This is a genomic window from Bacteroides sp. An51A (assembly GCF_002161565.1).
GTDB classification, from domain to species: Bacteria; Bacteroidota; Bacteroidia; order Bacteroidales; family Bacteroidaceae; genus Phocaeicola; species Phocaeicola intestinalis.
The window spans coordinates 263845-282035 of the sequence record NZ_NFIC01000003.1 but is presented as its reverse complement, the minus strand read 5'-3'; the positions used below and the strand labels follow the sequence as shown (position 1 = coordinate 282035).

13 protein-coding genes and 1 pseudogene are annotated in these 18191 nt (G+C 45.8%); 8 read left to right on the top strand and 6 right to left on the bottom strand.

The window, feature by feature from the left end; translation table 11 throughout:
• The first annotated feature begins 138 nt into the window (after positions 1–138).
• The 7 genes from B5G04_RS07505 to B5G04_RS07475 all read left to right on the top strand — a co-directional run bounded on the left by B5G04_RS07505 (position 139) and on the right by B5G04_RS07475 (position 9370).
• Entirely contained in the window at positions 139–1362 is a 1224-nt protein-coding gene (locus tag B5G04_RS07505; protein WP_087396548.1) for a DUF4861 domain-containing protein, read from the top strand.
• Positions 1363–1516: 154 nt separating this feature from the next.
• Positions 1517–3190, top strand: coding sequence for a glycoside hydrolase 43 family protein (locus B5G04_RS07500; protein ID WP_087396722.1), 1674 nt, complete (start codon positions 1517–1519; stop codon positions 3188–3190).
• Between the two features lie 575 nt (positions 3191–3765).
• Positions 3766–4965, top strand: a complete 1200-nt coding sequence (gene cls, locus B5G04_RS07495; RefSeq protein WP_225226492.1) for a cardiolipin synthase — start codon at positions 3766–3768, stop codon at positions 4963–4965.
• A 134-nt stretch (positions 4966–5099) separates the two neighbouring features.
• Positions 5100–6053 carry a methylenetetrahydrofolate reductase [NAD(P)H] gene (gene metF / locus B5G04_RS07490; RefSeq protein ID WP_022039782.1) on the top strand — a complete coding sequence of 318 codons (954 nt, stop codon included), beginning with the start codon at positions 5100–5102 and terminating at the stop codon, positions 6051–6053.
• 1 nt (position 6054) lies between these two features.
• Positions 6055–7182 carry a DNA polymerase III subunit delta gene (locus tag B5G04_RS07485; protein ID WP_087396546.1) on the top strand — a complete coding sequence of 376 codons (1128 nt, stop codon included), beginning with the start codon at positions 6055–6057 and terminating at the stop codon, positions 7180–7182.
• 115 nt (positions 7183–7297) lie between these two features.
• Complete coding sequence (gene ricT, locus B5G04_RS07480; RefSeq protein ID WP_087249693.1) at positions 7298–8773, top strand: regulatory iron-sulfur-containing complex subunit RicT; 1476 nt, start codon at positions 7298–7300, stop codon at positions 8771–8773.
• Between the two features lie 84 nt (positions 8774–8857).
• Positions 8858–9370, top strand: a complete 513-nt coding sequence (locus B5G04_RS07475; RefSeq protein WP_022039779.1) for a gliding motility lipoprotein GldH — start codon at positions 8858–8860, stop codon at positions 9368–9370.
• Here the strand turns inward: B5G04_RS07475 and rodA are convergent.
• From rodA to B5G04_RS07445, 6 genes and pseudogenes are all read right to left on the bottom strand, one after another.
• A complete protein-coding gene (rodA, locus tag B5G04_RS07470) occupies positions 9302–10756 on the bottom strand; it encodes a rod shape-determining protein RodA (protein ID WP_022039778.1) in 1455 nt (484 codons plus the stop codon). The genes B5G04_RS07475 and rodA overlap by 69 nt on opposite strands.
• Positions 10737–12587 (bottom strand): penicillin-binding protein 2, encoded by a 1851-nt coding sequence (gene mrdA / locus B5G04_RS07465; RefSeq protein ID WP_022039777.1) that lies wholly within the window; start codon positions 12585–12587, stop codon positions 10737–10739. Before mrdA ends, rodA begins: the two co-directional genes overlap by 20 nt.
• Positions 12587–13087, bottom strand: coding sequence for a rod shape-determining protein MreD (gene mreD, locus B5G04_RS07460; RefSeq protein WP_022039776.1), 501 nt, complete (start codon positions 13085–13087; stop codon positions 12587–12589). Before mreD ends, mrdA begins: the two co-directional genes overlap by 1 nt.
• Positions 13088–13104: 17 nt before the next feature.
• Positions 13105–13944, bottom strand: coding sequence for a rod shape-determining protein MreC (gene mreC / locus B5G04_RS07455; protein ID WP_022039775.1), 840 nt, complete (start codon positions 13942–13944; stop codon positions 13105–13107).
• A 7-nt stretch (positions 13945–13951) separates the two neighbouring features.
• Positions 13952–14974 carry a rod shape-determining protein gene (locus B5G04_RS07450; protein WP_022039774.1) on the bottom strand — a complete coding sequence of 341 codons (1023 nt, stop codon included), beginning with the start codon at positions 14972–14974 and terminating at the stop codon, positions 13952–13954.
• Positions 14975–15050: 76 nt separating this feature from the next.
• Positions 15051–15638: pseudogene (locus tag B5G04_RS07445) on the bottom strand (IMP cyclohydrolase); the annotation flags it as partial.
• Positions 15639–15815: 177 nt separating this feature from the next.
• Between B5G04_RS07445 and B5G04_RS07440 the strand changes: the two are divergent.
• Positions 15816–18107, top strand: a complete 2292-nt coding sequence (locus tag B5G04_RS07440; RefSeq protein ID WP_022039772.1) for an inorganic phosphate transporter — start codon at positions 15816–15818, stop codon at positions 18105–18107.
• Positions 18108–18191 lie beyond the last annotated feature (84 nt).

Sequence of the window (18191 nt, the reverse complement as noted above, 5' to 3'; positions counted from 1 at the left end):
TTTGATTCTTAAATAACTTTCATAATTAGCTTATACACCATAGAGGGCACAGAGTAGCACAGAGGAAATAAATTTAAAGTCTCTGTATACCTCTGTGGTCTCTGTAGTGAGATATCGATTAATTTTGTATACATATTTATGAAAACATTTGCTATCATTGGCTTAGCATTGCTGGCAGGAAGTATCTCTGCTTCCGCACAAGACTCAGAGAAAACATTTCAAGTGGTTGTGGAGAACCCTTGGCAAACAGAAAAAACCGATGAACCTGTCGTGATAGACCTTCATACGTTGAAAACAGGGTTTACAGTAAAATCAGCAGTTGTATCCGACGGAACTTCTGAAATACCCTCCCAGTTGGACGATATGAATGGCGATACCCGTGCCGACGAGCTGGCATTTGTCATCGACGTACCTGCACAAGGCAAAAAGACACTGACCGTCACGCTTTCTCCGAAAAAGAGCGATAAGGTATATCCCGCACGTGTTTTTGCCGAAATGTTGTTCCGTACTTCCAAGAAAAACCAATATGCCAAAGGGTATGCCATTTATGCCGATGGAAACGCTTATACGTATACCATTCAGCAACATCACGGCATCGCTTTCGAAAGCGAGCTGGTAGCATACCGCATTTATTTCAACGAAAAGCAGACCACAGACCTTTATGGCAAATTCCGCAAAGGACTGGAAATCGAGGAAAGCCAGTTTTATCCTACCGATGAGCAATTGAAGCGGGGATTCGGGGATGACATCATCAAGGTGAACAATAGTTGCGGAGCCGGAACGCTCCGGGGATGGGACGGCACGCAGACTACCATGATTCAGCCCGTTGACATCCGTGGCCAGCGGATTCTTGCCGACGGTCCGGTACGTACCGTAGTAGATGCCGAAGTGAAAGGCTGGCAATATCAGGGTAAAGAACTGAATATGATAAACCGTTACACCCTCTATGCCGGACACCGTGATGCACAGGTGGATGTGATTTTTGATGCTCCGCTGACCGATGAAGTGTTTGCTACCGGTGTGCAAAACATAACCGGACATGCCGCAATGTATTCCGACCATGAAGGACTCGTAGCAAGCTGGGGAACCGATTGGCCCGTAAACGATACGGTGAAGTATAAAAAGGAAACGGTAGGTCTTGCTACGTATATCCCTAAAAAACTGGTCGTAAAAGAAACCGCCGACAAGGAGAACTTCCTTTATACCGTGAGCGCTCCCGGCGAAAGTTCATTCCGTTATTACACGTCGTTTACATCGTGCAAGGAAACTTTTGGATATCCGACCAAAGAAAAATGGTTTGCCTACGTGCAAGAATGGAAGAAGTATTTGGAACAGCCTGTTAAGATACAAGTCATTGAGTAAGCAAAGTTGCGGTGTGCTGCCCATACTCCGGCATTTGACCTAAAGTATAAAAAATCATAAAATATGACCGGCAGGGCAGGTAAACCGCATATCTCAATCGTAATAGGCAAAAAGTGAAATCTAAATTGTAAACCGTAAATTGTAAATGTACAAGATGAAACAACTTCTACTCTCAATCCTGCTGGGAGGCTGTGCGCTTCCTGCGCTACACGCCCAAGATAACTATGTTTCGGAAGTATGGGTGGCCGACCAAGGTGACGGAACGTATAAAAATCCGGTTCTTTATGCCGACTATTCCGACCCCGATGTTATCCGTGTGGGCGAAGATTATTACCTCACTTCATCCAGTTTCGGATGTTTGCCCGGACTTCAGGTGCTTCATTCCAAAGACTTGGTGAACTGGAGTTTCGCAGGTGTTGCAGTGCCTCATGCCTTGCCTCCTGTAACCGATACTGCCCCTCAGCACGGAAACCGTGTATGGGCTCCCTGCATCCGTCATCATAACGGAGAGTTTTATATCTTTTGGGGAGACCCCGATCAAGGTATCTTTATGGTGAAAGCCAAGGATGTGAAAGGACCGTGGTGCGAACCGGTATTGGTGAAAGCAGCCAAGGGAATTATTGACACCACTCCGCTTTGGGACGAAGACGGACGTGTGTATCTTGCTCACGCTTACGCCGGAAGCCGTGCCGGACTGAAGAGCGTCATTGCCGTATGCGAATTGAGCGCCGATGCCACCCGTACCATCGGACCCTCACGAATCGTATTCGACGGACACGAAGCGCACGAAACCTGCGAAGGTCCCAAGTTCTACAAACGCAATGGATATTATTACATGTTTTTCCCTGCCGGTGGAGTACCGACGGGCTGGCAGGTAGTAGCACGCTCGAAAAACGTATATGGCCCTTACGAATGGCGTACCGTGATGGCACAAGGCGACAGCCCTGTCAACGGTCCTCACCAAGGCGGATGGGTAGACACACCTACAGGCGAAGACTGGTTCATGCATTTTCAGGATGTAGGCGCAGCCGGACGCCTTGTACACCTCCAGCCGATGAAATGGGTGAACGATTGGCCCGTTATCGGTGAAGATAAAGACGGAGACGGATGCGGTGACCCTGTATTGACTTGGAAAAAACCGGATGTGGGCAAAACGTATCCGATTTGCACTCCGCAGGAAAGTGATGAATTCAACACCAATATTCTTGGCTTGCAATGGCAATGGAACGCAAATATCAACGATAAGTGGCACTTTTGCGATGAGGAACACGGGTGCCTGCGCCTCTATTCTTACCCAGTAACAGAAAACTACAAGAGCTTGTGGGATGTGCCCAATATGCTGCTCCAGAAGTTCCCTGCACCGAGTTTCAAGGCAACCATGAAACTGAAGTTCGCTCCTATCGCTAAATACAAGGGCGAACGCACCGGACTGGTGGTGATGGGTATGGACTATGCCGGAATCATTCTCGAGAACACGGAAAGCGGACTGGTGCTCTCGCAAGTGGAATGCAAGAAGGCAGACCGTGGAGGAACAGAAACCGTCAATGCCAGTGTGCCTCTGAAAGAAAACGAAATCTACCTGCGTGCCGAAATCATTTCTACCGGTGAAAAGATAAGCAAAAGCGAAGGCGGACACGACCTTGTCGTAATGTGCCAGATGAGTTATAGCACGAATGGAAAGAAATTCCAAAAATTAGGCAAACCTTTCCAAGTAAAAGAAGGCAAATGGATAGGTGCCAAGGTGGGTACTTTCTGCACCCGTCCTGCTATCGTCACCAATGACGGAGGATGGGCAGACATAGACTGGTTCCACATTACGAAAGAATAAGGAACTGTTTTGGATTTCTACAAAATATAGGTCTATCGCTGTAAGATTAATAATCTTCAGGCTGCAAGATTATTAATCTTACAAGCGGAAGATTATTAATCTTACACCAGACGAAGTCATCTGTCTCTAAGAGCCTGTTTAAAAATCCCAATAAAGCAAGATTCTACCAGATTAATTTAAAACAGACTCTAAACTGCCGCAAGCATACAAATCGTTTTATGAATGTCCTTTAGATTTGCCGATGCAGTCATTTTAGGAGCAGATATTGGCTAAAGGATATTCATAAATCGTTTTTATTCTTGTGGCAGCCTTTTTATGCCACATGGTAGAGACAATACAAAATATTCAAGGAAAAGACACCCCTATATAACGTCACTGTTTCTTGTCCGATTCACACTATTTACGGTCGATACTTCACCTTTTAAGAAAAACGAAGTACAAAAAATCACACCCTATTGTTTTATTGGTTATTTTTGTCGCCCAAAAACTAAATGAAGATGAAAAGAGCCTGTTATTGTTTCCCATACCTCAATCTGTGGTTGCTGCTTACCTTTATAGCTGCCGGCACTTTGTATATGCAAGCTCAAAAATGGCTTCCATCCGATTCACTTTTCGCACATTACCTGCAAAACAAAGGATATAAAATTATCAACAACAACCAATTTACCCTTTTACCCAGTGGACGGGAAAAGTTTGACCATTTATTTGCCGAAATACGCAAAGCAAAACAACATATCCATTTAGAGTATTTCAATTTCCGGAATGATTCCATAGCCAATGCCCTATTCGACTTGCTTGCCCTAAAAACAAAAGAGGGAGTCGAGGTACGTGCCATGTTTGATGCTTTCGGAAATATGTCGAACAACCGGCCATTACGCAAACGCCATTTGAATGCATTGAGGGAAAAAGGTATCGATATCGTCACGTTTGACCCCATTACCTTCCCCTACTTCAACCATATCGCCAGCCGTGACCACCAAAAAATCGTGGTCATCGACGGCAAAACCGGTTATACCGGCGGAATGAACATTGCCGACTATTACATCAACGGACTACCTAAAATCGGAGCGTGGCGAGACATGCACCTCTGCATCAAAGGCCCTGCCGTAAACGAATTACAACATGCATTTGTAGACACATGGGAAAAAGAAACCGGACAAGAAATCAAAGGACAAACCTATTTCCCTTTCAATACCGACTCACTTAATGCCCCACCCCGACACGCCGGAGGACAAGTGGCAATCGTGCAACGCATCCCCAAGACTCATCCCGAAGCTATGCGGCACGCTTATATTGCCGCCATTGATGCCGCCCAATATAAGATACAACTCATCAATCCTTATTTTACCCCCACGATAAGTGTAAGACGTGCCATCGAACGGGCTTTAGAACGAGGAGTAAAAGTGGAAATTATGATTCCAGGTAAATCGGACATCTCATTTACCCCCGATGCCGGATTTTATTTTGCCAACAAGTTACGCAAGAAAGGTGCACGCATTTATATTTACAACGGAGGGTTTCACCATTCGAAAGTAATGATGGTAGACGACCGTTTCTGCACGATAGGAAGCACCAACCTGAACAGCCGGAGCCTGCGCTACGACTATGAAATCAATGCTTTCCTATTCGATCTGCCCATTACCGACCAATTGGTGCAAATTTTCAATCAGGACAAACGGAACAGCACAGTGATGACCAAAGATGTCTATAAAGACCGTACACCCTGGAAACGCTTCATAGGCTGGTTTGCCCATCTGTTTACACCGGTACTTTGAAATCCGGAATGCCAAGCAGGTTCCGGCAAATGCAAGAACAGCCTCGAAAAAGTATAAAATTTAATGAAATCTATGGTGCGAATGCAAGATTTTTCTTATTTTTGTCATTATATAGCATTATAACAGACAAAAGAATGAAAGTAATCAATTTGATAAAATCCTCGGAAAAGACCGCATTTTCGTTCGAGATTCTGCCTCCGCTTAAAGGGACAGGCATTGAAAAAGTATATGAAACCATCGACCTTCTCCGCGAGTTCGACCCGAAATACATCAACATAACTACTCACCGAAGCGAATACGTCTACACCGAACTGGGTAATGGATTGTTCGAGCGAAAACGTGTGCGGCGCCGTCCGGGAACCGTAGCCGTTGCAGCCGCTATCCAGAACAAATATGGCATCCCGGTAGTTCCTCACGTATTATGCAGTGGGTTCACACGCGAAGATATCGAATACATGCTGCTTGACCTGCAATTCTTAGGTATCACTGACCTGCTGGTGCTACGAGGTGACAAGGCAAAACACCAATCTGTATTTACCCCCGAACCTGGCGGATATAGCCATGCCATCGAACTGGAAAATCAGATAAATGACTTCAACCGTGGAATTTTCATCGATGGTTCACCCATTAAGGAACCGGTACATCCGTTCGGTTACGGAGTAGCATGTTATCCCGAAAAGCACGAAGAAGCCCCCAATATGGAACAGGACATCTACTGGCTGAAACAAAAAATAGAATCAGGTGCACAATATGCTGTAACGCAACTATTCTATGACAATGCAAAATACTTTGCATTTGTCGACCGCCTCCGTGCCGAAGGGATAAACGTCCCCATCATTCCAGGCATCAAGCCTTTCGGAAAACTTTCGCAACTGTCTGTCATTCCGAAAACCTTTAAAGTAGACCTGCCACAGACACTGGTAGCAGAAGCTATGAAATGCCATACCGATGCAGAAGCTGCCGAACTGGGTGTGGAATGGTGCATCAATCAATGCCGGGAATTAATGAGACATGGAGTTCCAAGTATCCATTTTTATACCGTAGGCGCCGCACAAAGTGTGAGCCGTGTAGCCAAAGCCATATACTGACATGTATCTGAAAGACATCATAGGACAAACCGAAGCCAAACAACACCTTCTGACATTGGTGCATGAAACACGTGTGCCTCATGCCATGTTGCTTTACGGTCCGCCGGGAAGTGGAAAACTCCCCCTTGCCATAGCTTTTGCCCGATACCTGACCTGTGATAATCCGGGGTCAGACGACGCATGCGGACACTGTCCTTCATGTCTGATGATGAACAAACTGGCACACCCTGACGTGCATTTTGCTTTTCCGGTAGTAAAGAAAAAAAGCGGACGTGACACTGTATCAGCAGATTATCTGGATGCATGGCGTCAACAATTGCTTGACACTCCTTACTTTAACCTGCAAATGTGGCTGGAACGAATGGGAACCGAAAACCAACAAGCACAAATATTTGTGAGCGAAAGTGACGAAATCCAACGAAGTCTTGCACTCAAACCCTCTCGCAGCAAATACAAAATAATGATTATCTGGCTGCCTGAAAAGATGAATGCCGAATGCGGCAACAAGCTACTCAAACTATTGGAAGAGCCGCCGGCTCACACGGTATTCCTGATGGTAAGTGAAATGCCCGATGCCCTTATGCCTACGCTAGTCAGTCGTATGCAGCGTTTTCGACTCCCCCCCTTGCCCGAAGAAGAAATTGCCTCGATGCTGGCTTCACGCTATATGCTCACCCCTGAAGACAGCTACGAAATAGCCCACTTATCGGAAGGAAGTATCATTGCAGCGATAGGAAACATCCGGCTAAGTGAAGAACGACGTTTGTTTTTCGACCTGTTCACTTCATTGATGCGCCTTGCATACGCCCGGCGATTAAAAGAACTGAAAGCATGGAGCGAACAAGTAGCTGCACTGGGACGTGAACGGCAAAAAAGCTTTTTAGACTATAGCGAACGGATGCTACGCGAAAATTTTATCTACAACTTCCATCATCCGGAAATGAACTACATGGCGCGTGAAGAAAAACAGTTTGCCACTCGTTTTGCCCCGTATATCAATGAACGAAACGTTATGGGCATTTTTGGTGAATTGCAAGAAGCAGCCCGGCATATCGAACAAAACGCGAATCCGAAATTCGTGTTCTTTGATTTCGTGCTGAAAATAATTGTATGGTTAGTGAAAAAATAAACGGTTAGTTTGTAAGTTCTTAAGTTAATCAGTTGATTAGTTAAAAACTCAAGAACTCAAGAACTTAAAAACTCAAGAACTTAAGAACTTAAAAACTCAAGAACAGAATACTTATATGGAGAATAAATTTATATTAAAAAACGGAAGCGGCTCCTTGTGCTGCAAGGGCTGCGGAAAACAAGATAACAAACTGAATACGTACGACTGGCTTGCCGATATTCCAGGCAATGCCGAACTGGAAGACATGGTGGAAATCCAATTCAAGAATACACGAAAAGGATATTACAAAAACAGTAACCGCCTGAAACTGGAAAAAGGGGACACCGTAGCCGTAGAAGCCAGTCCTGGACACGACATTGGTGTAGTGACCTTGACAGGACGTCTGGTACCGTTACAGATGCGCAAGGCAAACATTAAACCTGATGCTGAAATACGCCGTATCTACCGCAAAGCCAAACCTGTGGACCTGGAAAAATACCGTGAAGCCAAAAGCCGCGAACATGACACTATGATTCGCTCAAGGCAAATAGCCTTGCAATTAGGACTACAAATGAAAATCGGTGACGTAGAATACCAAGGAGATGGAAACAAGGCTATATTTTATTACATCGCCGATGAACGTGTAGATTTCCGCCAACTTATCAAAGTACTGGCTGAAGTGTTCCGCGTGCGTATCGAAATGAAACAAATCGGAGCCCGTCAGGAAGCTGGACGTATCGGTGGTATCGGACCTTGCGGACGCGAATTATGCTGCGCTACGTGGATGACCAACTTTGTCTCTGTCTCCACCAGTGCCGCACGCTATCAAGATATTTCACTCAACCCACAAAAGCTTGCCGGTCAGTGCGCCAAATTGAAATGTTGTCTCAATTACGAAGTGGATGCTTACGTGGAATGTCAGAAAAGGCTGCCCAGCAAAGAAATTACCCTGGAAACCGCTGATTCCACCTATTATTATTTCAAAGCAGATATATTAAGAGGAGCCATCACTTACTCTACCGATAAGAATTTCCTTGCCAACGAAGTGACCATTTCACCCAAACGCGCATTCGAAATCATTAACATGAACAAGCAAGGGGAAAAACCGGTCAAACTTGCGGCAGACAATGATGCCGAAGACCCGAAATCAAAAGATTTGCTGGAACAAGAAAGTGTTACCAGATTTGATAAAAACAAGAGTGGCAAAAACAAAAAGAAGAAAAAGAATCCGGAGAAACAACGCAACGCCAACGCACAGGAAATGCAAAATAACACTAAACCGAATGGAGGCAATGCAACAGAAACAAAAAACTCTGCGCCACATAGCAAAAAACAAAAAAATAAAGTTGAACGCCCCAAAAACAAAAATAATGAACAGCAAGGAGAAGCAGGTGTAAACAAACAATTGCCGGCAGGACCTGTCAAACAAAATACTAAAAAACTGCCCGCTGTAACCGCCCAAACCAAAGAAGGAGCAAAAGCAGAAAACACGAATCACCCTGCTTCTGCCAACAATAATGGAGGAAAACCAAACCGGAACAACAACCGTCGCCCTAAGAACAAAGGAAACGCTGATGAAGGAGGAAACGCCCCCCAGCAGCCGCAAATGTAAACAAACGATACAAATCATCCGTGATTTTCCACACAGAGACGCAGGCATTACCCCGTGTCTCTGTGTCTAAACCGAACTCAAAATATGAAACTACTTAAATTGTTTTCCCTGTCTATCATAACCGTTTTACTTACAGGATGCGAAAACAATCCTACAGTATTCCACCGCTACCAAGCGATTCCTATACAAGGTTGGAAACGAAAAGACACCCTTTCGTTCACCATCCCCGACACACTTACCGGGAACCGGTACGAATTGGAAATCGGATTGCGACATACCGAAATGTACCCCTACCGGGATCTTTGGATTGCTTTAATCCACCCGCTTGATTCCTTTCCGCCAGATACATTCCATGTTGAACTTGCCTCATCAAAAGGCGACTGGAAAGGAAAAGGAAATGCGGGTAGCCTATATCAGTATGCTTTAAGCGTAGGAAATATTACGCTAACTTCTGCCGACACCTTGCTTCAACTGGTCCAGGTAATGAAAGACTCCTGCCTGCAAGGAATTACCGATGCAGGTATCCGCCTATCGTTCACGAGCCGCATCAATACGCAAAAAGACAAACAACAGGATAGTAAATCCCCAAAGCGATGAACCTCCATAACTGAAAAAAGGCAACGGTATGCCAATAACGGGAGTCAGCCCTAATACCATTCCTACATTAACAAAGAGATGGAAGAAAAAGATGCTCAAGACACTATAACCATACACTCTGCCGAACCGGGTACTTTGCCGCTCAGCCAGATGAATCAAACGCCAAATAAAAACAGCAAACAAAAGAATGACTGTAACCGAACCGACAAAACCCTGTTCTTCACCTACCGTACAGAAGATGAAATCGGTATCTTGTTCGGGTACATATTTCAATTTTGTCTGCGTACCGTTCAGGAATCCTTTTCCTAAAAATCCTCCCGAACCAATGGCAATCTTGCTTTGATTCACATTATAACCAGCCCCTGTAGGATCATCTTCCATTCCTAACAACACTTTTATACGAATCTGTTGATGCGCTTCAAGCACATTGTTGAATACATATTCTGTGGAAAAGAAAAAGCCTACCGAACCGATGGTGAATAAAAAAATATAAAAATAATTCCGAATCCGCTCATGCAAGCCCAAATAAAGCAGGTATAAACACAAACACACACATACAATACGCTGGACGTATGCCACATTAAACGGAATGACATAAAGCGAAAACAACAGACTGAGCAACATGAGTCCCAAGCCGAATGACAATATAAAAATTACCGGCTTACGACTTTCACGACAATACGAACTTACAAGCAAAGCGGAGAATGCTATAATCAAAGCCATCACGGAAAACTCCCCCCATGAAGTCAATTCATCCCCCATCAAGTCGCCACTGAAACGTATCCCCACAATGAAATAAATTACAGCACAAACGCCGGCAAATAATATAGACCCAGTCATGCCTTCGCGATACAACACAAGGAAAAAAGACAAATAAACAAGTGCAGACCCCGTTTCTTTCTGGCATACAATCAATATCATCGGTACCAAGATAATGGCTAGTGCCACTACCATGTCCTTCCACCGGTCGATAGAAAAAGTATATTCGCCCATAAACTTGGCAAGAGCAAGTGCTGTGGCAAATTTGGCAAACTCAGCCGGCTGAAGACTGACCGGTCCCAGCACAATCCATGAACGTGAACCCTTTATCTCGTGTGGATTAAAAATGGTGCCAAACAGTAAAAGCAACAGAATCCCATATATCAGATAAGCATACGTATCATAAAGCCGATCTTCCAACATCAGCAATACAAAGCCTAAGACCAGTGAACACCCTATCCACATCAATTGTTTACCTGCCCGCGTAGTCAAATCGAAAAAATTGGGCTCACCATAATCATAGCTTGCCCCACATACGCTGAACCATCCACACGTCACCAGAATCAAATAAAGCGACACGGTCCACCAGTCCACCGATTTCCACCAACTATCTTTCCTGTATGCCATAATCTATCCTTCTGTGTTGAATGTCGGAAGCCAAAGCCTCATCAGCTTCCGTCAGTTTTCCCGTAAGGTATTGTTCTATCATCAAACGGCCAATGGGCACACCATAAGTTGCACCCCATCCACCGTTTTCTACATAAACAGCTATCGCTATCTTCGGATTGTCCATCGGAGCAAACCCCATAAAGGCTGAATGGTCTTTTCCATGGTTCTGTGCCGTACCTGTCTTTCCACATACTTCGATATCCGGCAGATTTGCCATCCGGCATGTACCTCCCAACACCGCCGAACGCATACCTTGCACTACTTCTTCGTAATGCATTTCTGACACCTTCGTGTACCGGCGTTCGCGATACAAAGAATCAAGCTGCTCCCCTTCAATGCCTTTCACCACATGAGGCGTAACAAAATATCCACGGTTGGCTATCGTAGCCCCCAGATTTGCTATTTGCAACGGAGTAGCCGTAACTTCCCCCTGGCCGATGGCAATACTGATAACGGTCAGACCATTCCACGAACCACGGTATGCCTTGTCGTAAAACTGAGCATTGGGAATCATACCGCGTTTCTCGCCCGGTAAATCTATACCCAGTGTATATCCGAATCCCATCGAAACCATATAGTCGCGCCACGTGTTCATCGCCTTCTGTACAGTGCCGTACTTCTGCCGTGCCCCAATCATGTGATACAAGCCCCAGCAAAAATAACCGTTGCACGAAGTAGCTATCGCCGGCACCAAGGATAAAGGCGAAGGATGGGCATGGCAACCTACATGAAGCCCACGGAACGAAAATCCTTTCACACACGGATACATCGTACCCGGAACAATGATACCTTCCTGCAAAAAAGTCAGAGCTTGAGTAGTCTTGAAAGTAGAACCAGGCGGATACGTTCCCATAATAGCACGGTTCAACAAGGGTTTCCAAGGGTCACGGGCCATTTTCAGGTGATTTTTTCCACGGTTACGCCCAATCATCAAACTAGGATCATAAGTAGGAGACGATACCAAACATAACACTTCACCCGTAGAAGGCTCTATCGCCACGATGCTCCCGATTTTTCCTTCCAACAACCGTTCACCCAACATCTGGAGTTCGATATCAAGGCTCAATGTCAGATTTTTACCAGGAACCGGAGACTTATCGAATTTCCGGTCCATGTAGTTGCCTTGTATACGTCCGTGAGCATCACGCAACAAGATTTCTACTCCCTTTTCTCCCCGCAACTGTTTTTCGTACGAACGCTCGACACCCAGACTTCCGATAAAGTCACCCGGAGCATAATACTCATCCTTTTCAATATCGCTTTTAGACACTTCAGAAATGTCTCCCAAGATATGTGCTCCTGCTGGATACGTATATTGGCGGATGGTACGGCGTTGGATGTAAAAACCAGGGAACATAAACATCTTTTCCTGAAACACACCACAATCCTCTGCCGAAAGTTGCGTAAGAAACACCTGATGCGTATAGGGCGAATAACCCGGATTAAGGCGACGGTTCTTCAAGTCCTGGAAACGGCGGCGCACAAATTCGGGTGTAACTTTCAGCGTACGGCACAAGTCCATTGTATCAAGCTGAGTGATTTCTTTCATAATGACCGTAATGTCGTAGGCAGGCTGATTGTATACCAACAATTTTCCTGTACGGTCGTACATCACTCCCCGACTTGGATACTGCACCCTTCTGAGCAGAGCATTGCTTTCGGCATTCTTTTTATAATCGTCACTCAAGATTTGCAAGACGAACAGACGCAAGATAAAAAGTATGACCACAACCAGCACCACACCGCCTATCACATACCTCCTTCTTGCCAAACGATAAATCCGGTCCACTACCTTTTCCTCCTCATCGCATCTACACACATGATGCAAATGACTGTCATTACGGTATCCGTCACGATGCGCAATGCCAGCCCTGTTGCATGCTGAAAATTAAACACATCTGTCAGGCGCACGGCAATGATAAACAATAGCGTTGCACTCGACACATAGCGCAAGAAGGCTCCCACTCCCATACTACGTATTCCAGGTTCATAGTCATCGGTAGTTTCGCGAAGCATCTGCATCTGTAACAAAAAACGCCGGGCAAATGCCAGTAAAGTAGCAGATGCTGCATTCACCCCCGGCGTGTTACTGAATATATCCACACACAATCCCAATACGAAAGCTTGCAATAAAATGGTCTTACGCGAGATTTCCGAGTTAAGCACCAAGATATAATATATGAATACCATCGGCGTAGCATAACCCATGATATGTACATGGTTCAGAATCTGGGTCTGAACCAATACCAAAACCACGAACCACACAACACGATGCAACGCCTGAACCATAAATTATCCTTTATACCTTATTTAATACTATCCTCTAATGATACCTGTTCGGCACGTCCGTCGTAACAAATCACACTAACATCCGTCAACCGTGCAAAATCGGTGAACAAACGCACTTTCAACAAATACGAAAGCCCGTCATGGCTATCCTTGCGGTCATCCACCATCCCCACCGGCACACCTTCCGGAAAAATGGCACTATGCCCACTGGTCACCACTGTATCGCCCAATGAAAACTCGGCATGACGGGGAATATCCTGCAGCCATGCATATTGCGATGAACCACCTTCCCATTTCAGCACGCCAAAATAATCGGTACGACGTATCTTGCAACTGATGTTACTTTTCGAATTCAACACCGGAAGCACCAGCGCGTAATGCGCCGAAGCACGGTACACCACCCCCACTACACTATTCCCGCTCAGCACTCCCATCTCAGCATACACACTGTCCGCCGTACCTTTATCAATCGTAACATAATTGTCACTACGCGTCAAACTGTTGTTCACTACACGTGCCGAGGTTACCCAATAAGCATCCGGAGCACTTTGCCGCATCCGCACCACCGCCATACTGTCTTTCATATAGGCATCCAGCTCACGGCTCAAACGTTCCACCTCCAATTCCAGTTCCACGTTGCGGCGAGTCAGATCCTGATTCGTTTCCCGCAGACCAAAATAAGACGTGATGCTGCTCACCGCCTTGTCTACCCATGTCACAATCCCGTTAGCAGATGTGAAATACACGCTTCCCTGGTAATTGTTAAAACGGAACAACAAAGTGAAACTGACTACTTCCAATACAATGAAAAGCAGCCAGTAATCATATTTCAGCAAAAAATTCAGCAGGTTCCGCATACCCCCGTCATCGCATCAGGAACGAAAAGCGATCTACATTCTTCAATGCGATGCCCGTACCCTTTGCCACACTCAGTAAAGGATCCTCGGCAATGTGGAACGGAATGTTTATCTTGTCGGTCAGACGCTTGTCAAGCCCACGCAACAAAGCTCCTCCACCCGCCAAATAAATGCCGTTGCTCACGATATCGGCATACAATTCCGGCGGAGTGTTCTCCAGTGCATTCAGCACGGCGGTTTCTATCTTGGCAATGCTCTTTTCCAGACAATGGGCTATTTCCTGATAGCAGACCGGTACCTCCATCGGCAAAGCCGTAATGCGATTAGGACCCCGTACAACGTAATCCTCCGGAGCATCGTCACCCAAGTCGGTCAATGCCGCTCCCACGTGTATCTTGATACGTTCAGCCATACGCTCGCTCACTTTCACGTTATGCTGACGGCTCATATACTCCTGAATGTCTGCTGTCAGGTCATCGCCTGCAATACGAATGGAATTATTCGATACGATACCTCCCAATGAAATAACGGCAATTTCGGTTGAGCCACCACCTATATCCACAATCATATTGCCTTCGGGTGCCTCCACGTCCAGCCCGATGCCGATAGCAGCCGCCATCGGTTCAAAAATCAAATAAACATCGCGCCCTCCTGCATGTTCGGCACTATCACGCACAGCACGCAGTTCCACCTCGGTAGAACCTGAAGGAACTCCAATCACCATCCGCAACGAGGGGGTAAACAGACGGCGTCCCGGATTCACCTTCTTTATCAGCCCGCGCATCATTTGCTCACATGCATTAAAGTCGGCTATCACTCCATCGCGTAGCGGACGCACAGTGCGGATATTCGGGTTTTCTTTCTCGTACATCAGCTTCGCACGCTCGCCCACAGCTATCATCTTGTCCGTACGGCGGTCCAGCGCCACTACCGACGGCTCGTCTACTACTATTTTATCATTGCTCAGGATGATGGTGTTCGCCGTACCCAAATCCATCGCTATTTCCTGTGTAAAAGAGAACAGTCCCATGGTTAAAATTCAAAATTAAAAATTCAAGATTGAAATGTCGGACACTCCAAGCCGGAACCGCTTCCGATTATTTACCCTCAAACCAATTATGGATAGCAGTATCATACGAAGAAGACACCCCAAACGCTTCACAAGCCAACTGACGGCGTTCCTCACGCGTGGTCTCCGCACCTCTCTGCTTCAAAATATCCAGTAAGGTCGCGTATTGTGCCTTGCTCGCCACGATAACCACATCATTGAAATTTTTTGCTGCAGCACGAATCAACGAGATGCCGCCTATATCGATTTTCTCAATAATATCTTGTTCACCGGCACCCGATGCCACGGTATCCTCGAATGGATACAAATCAACAATCACAAGGTCGATTTCCGGTATTTCATATTGCTGTACCTGCTTCTGGTCGTCTTCCAGGCTACGACGGCATAAGATACCTCCGAATACTTTCGGATGCAAAGTCTTCACACGGCCGCCTAAAATGGAAGGATATCCCGTCACATCTTCCACAGCTTCACACTTATATCCCAATCCTTCGATAAAATGGCGCGTACCGCCCGTAGAAAGGAATTCCACACCGTCATTCGCCAACAGGCGGATTATCTCGTCCAGTCCGTCTTTATGGTAAACGGACACCAAAGCTCTTTTTATCTTCTTTACTTCTGACATACTACTACTTTTTAAAAAGTGAATATTTCTGTATTTGGGTACAAAGGTACGAAATATCTGTTTATAAACATAATAACCGGGCATGAAATTATCTTTCTTTTATTTTGTAACAGTTTTGTAATATGTATTAAGCGAATTTTACCTAATTTTGTACCCGAAAAACAAGCTAACAACAATATGGAAACTGTTTATCTAGGAATTGTAATATTCCTTTTCATGCTGGCGGTATTTGACTTGCTGGTGGGTGTCAGCAACGACGCCGTGAACTTTATGAATTCGGCTGTAGGCGCAAAAGTCGCCAAGTTTCGCACTATCATTATCGTAGCAGCCGCAGGAGTCTTCTTAGGAGCCATTATGAGTAATGGCATGATGGATATCGCCCGACACGGTATCTTCCAACCTTCCAATTTCAGTTTTTACGAAATCATGTGCATCTTGCTGGCGGTAATGGTCACCGACGTGGTGCTGCTCGATGTGTTCAACACGTTAGGGCTTCCCACTTCCACCACAGTTTCCATGGTGTTCGAACTGCTGGGAGGTACGTTCATTCTGGCAATACTGAAAATCATAGGCGATGAAACAGGCATGTATTCATTAGGAGACATGATGAACACCGAAAAAGCATTCTCGGTCATCATGGCAATCTTCCTCTCCGTTGCCATCGCCTTCATAGCCGGTACGGTGGTGCAATACATCTCCCGACTCATTTTCAGCTTCAACTACAAGAAAAACCTCTCGTGGACCATCGGCATTTTCGGTGGCCTCTCTACTACGGCACTTGCCTACTTCATCCTTATTCAAGGACTGAAAAGTTCACCTTATATTTCTCCCGAAACGCTTGAGTGGATCAACAACCATAATTCCATGCTGATTTTAGGATGTTTCGTCTTCTTCACCCTGCTGATGCAAATCCTGCACTGGTGCAAGGTGAATGTGTTCCGCATCATTGTCTTGTTAGGTACTTTCTCACTGGCACTCGCCTTTGCAGGCAATGACCTGGTGAACTTCATCGGTGTGCCACTCGCAGGTTATTCTTCCTATATGGACTATGTGGCAAATGCCAACGGAGCGGGCATACACGATTTCATGATGAACTCGCTGATGTCATCCGCCAAAACACCAATGATCTTCCTTTTTCTATCGGGATTGGTAATGGTTTACGCACTTGCCACTTCGAAGAAAGCACAAAACGTTATCAAGACTTCGGTCGACCTCTCGCGTCAGGAAGAAGGCGACGAAATGTTCGGCTCATCGGCCATAGCGAGAACCATCGTACGCCGTGCTACCGCTACCAATGAGTTCCTTGTACGTGTCATCCCTGCCAACGTACGCAAGTGGATTGACAGCCGTTTCAACAAAGATGAAGTAATTCTGGCAAACGGCGCAGCATTTGATATGGTGCGTGCTTCGGTCAACCTTGTTCTCTCGGGATTGCTCATCATCATCGGTACTACGATGAAATTACCCCTTTCTACCACTTACGTCACTTTCATTGTAGCCATGGGCTCATCATTAGCCGACCGCGCTTGGGGACGCGAAAGTGCAGTCTATCGCATCACCGGAATGTTCTCCGTCATCGGCGGATGGTTCATCACCGCGTTTGTGGCATTTACTATCTGTGCCATCGTCACCGTCTTGATGTATTACACCAGCTTTGTGGGCATGTTCATTTTCATCTGCGTGGCTGTATTCCTGCTGGTAAGAAGCAACATCAAGTTCAGCGAAAAGCAAAAAGCAGAAAAACAAGATGACATCTTCAAGCGCATGATGTCTACCAAAGATAAAAACGAAACCTTTACCCTCCTGCGCCAGCACGTCAGAGAAACGTTGTCGGAATACATCGACTATACAGAGAAAACCTACGTACAGGTAACCGATGGTTTCATCAACGAAGACCTGAAGAGCTTGAAGAAGGGAATGAACTCGGCAGAAGAAAAACGCAAGATGCTGAAAAAACGCCGCCGCAAGGAAATCCTCGGCCTGCGCCGCATCCCCATCGCCATTGCCATCGAAAAAAACACATGGTTCCACCTTGGAAGCAACAGCTGCGAACAGATGCTTTACTGCCTGAAGCGTATCTGCGAGCCTTGCAAGGAACACGTTGACAACAACTTCAACCCCATCTCGAAAGAAAGCATAGCCGACTTCCTGCCCATCCGGGAAGAACTCTGCAAACTGATGGAAAGTACCCGGGCCGATATCGAGAATAACAACTACGCCGACACTGATGAAATTCTGGTGAAAGGTGATGCCTTGAAAAACAAGATTTCAGCTCTGCGTAAGGCACAGATGAACCGCCTGCAGGAGACAGACAACACAAACCTGAAAGCTGCCATGGTGTACCTGAATATCTTACAGGAAACACAAGAGTTAGTAAGCATCTGGCGCCACTTGCTCCGTGCAAGCCGTTTCTTCCAGAACGACTATGTACCCCAGCAGGAAGCACTCACATTGAGCCTGAGCGAATAGGAATATTTAGAGCCGTTTAAATTTCCAATAAAGAAATAACCTGAGGGTGTATTGAAATTGAAATTGAAATCAACCCTCATTTTG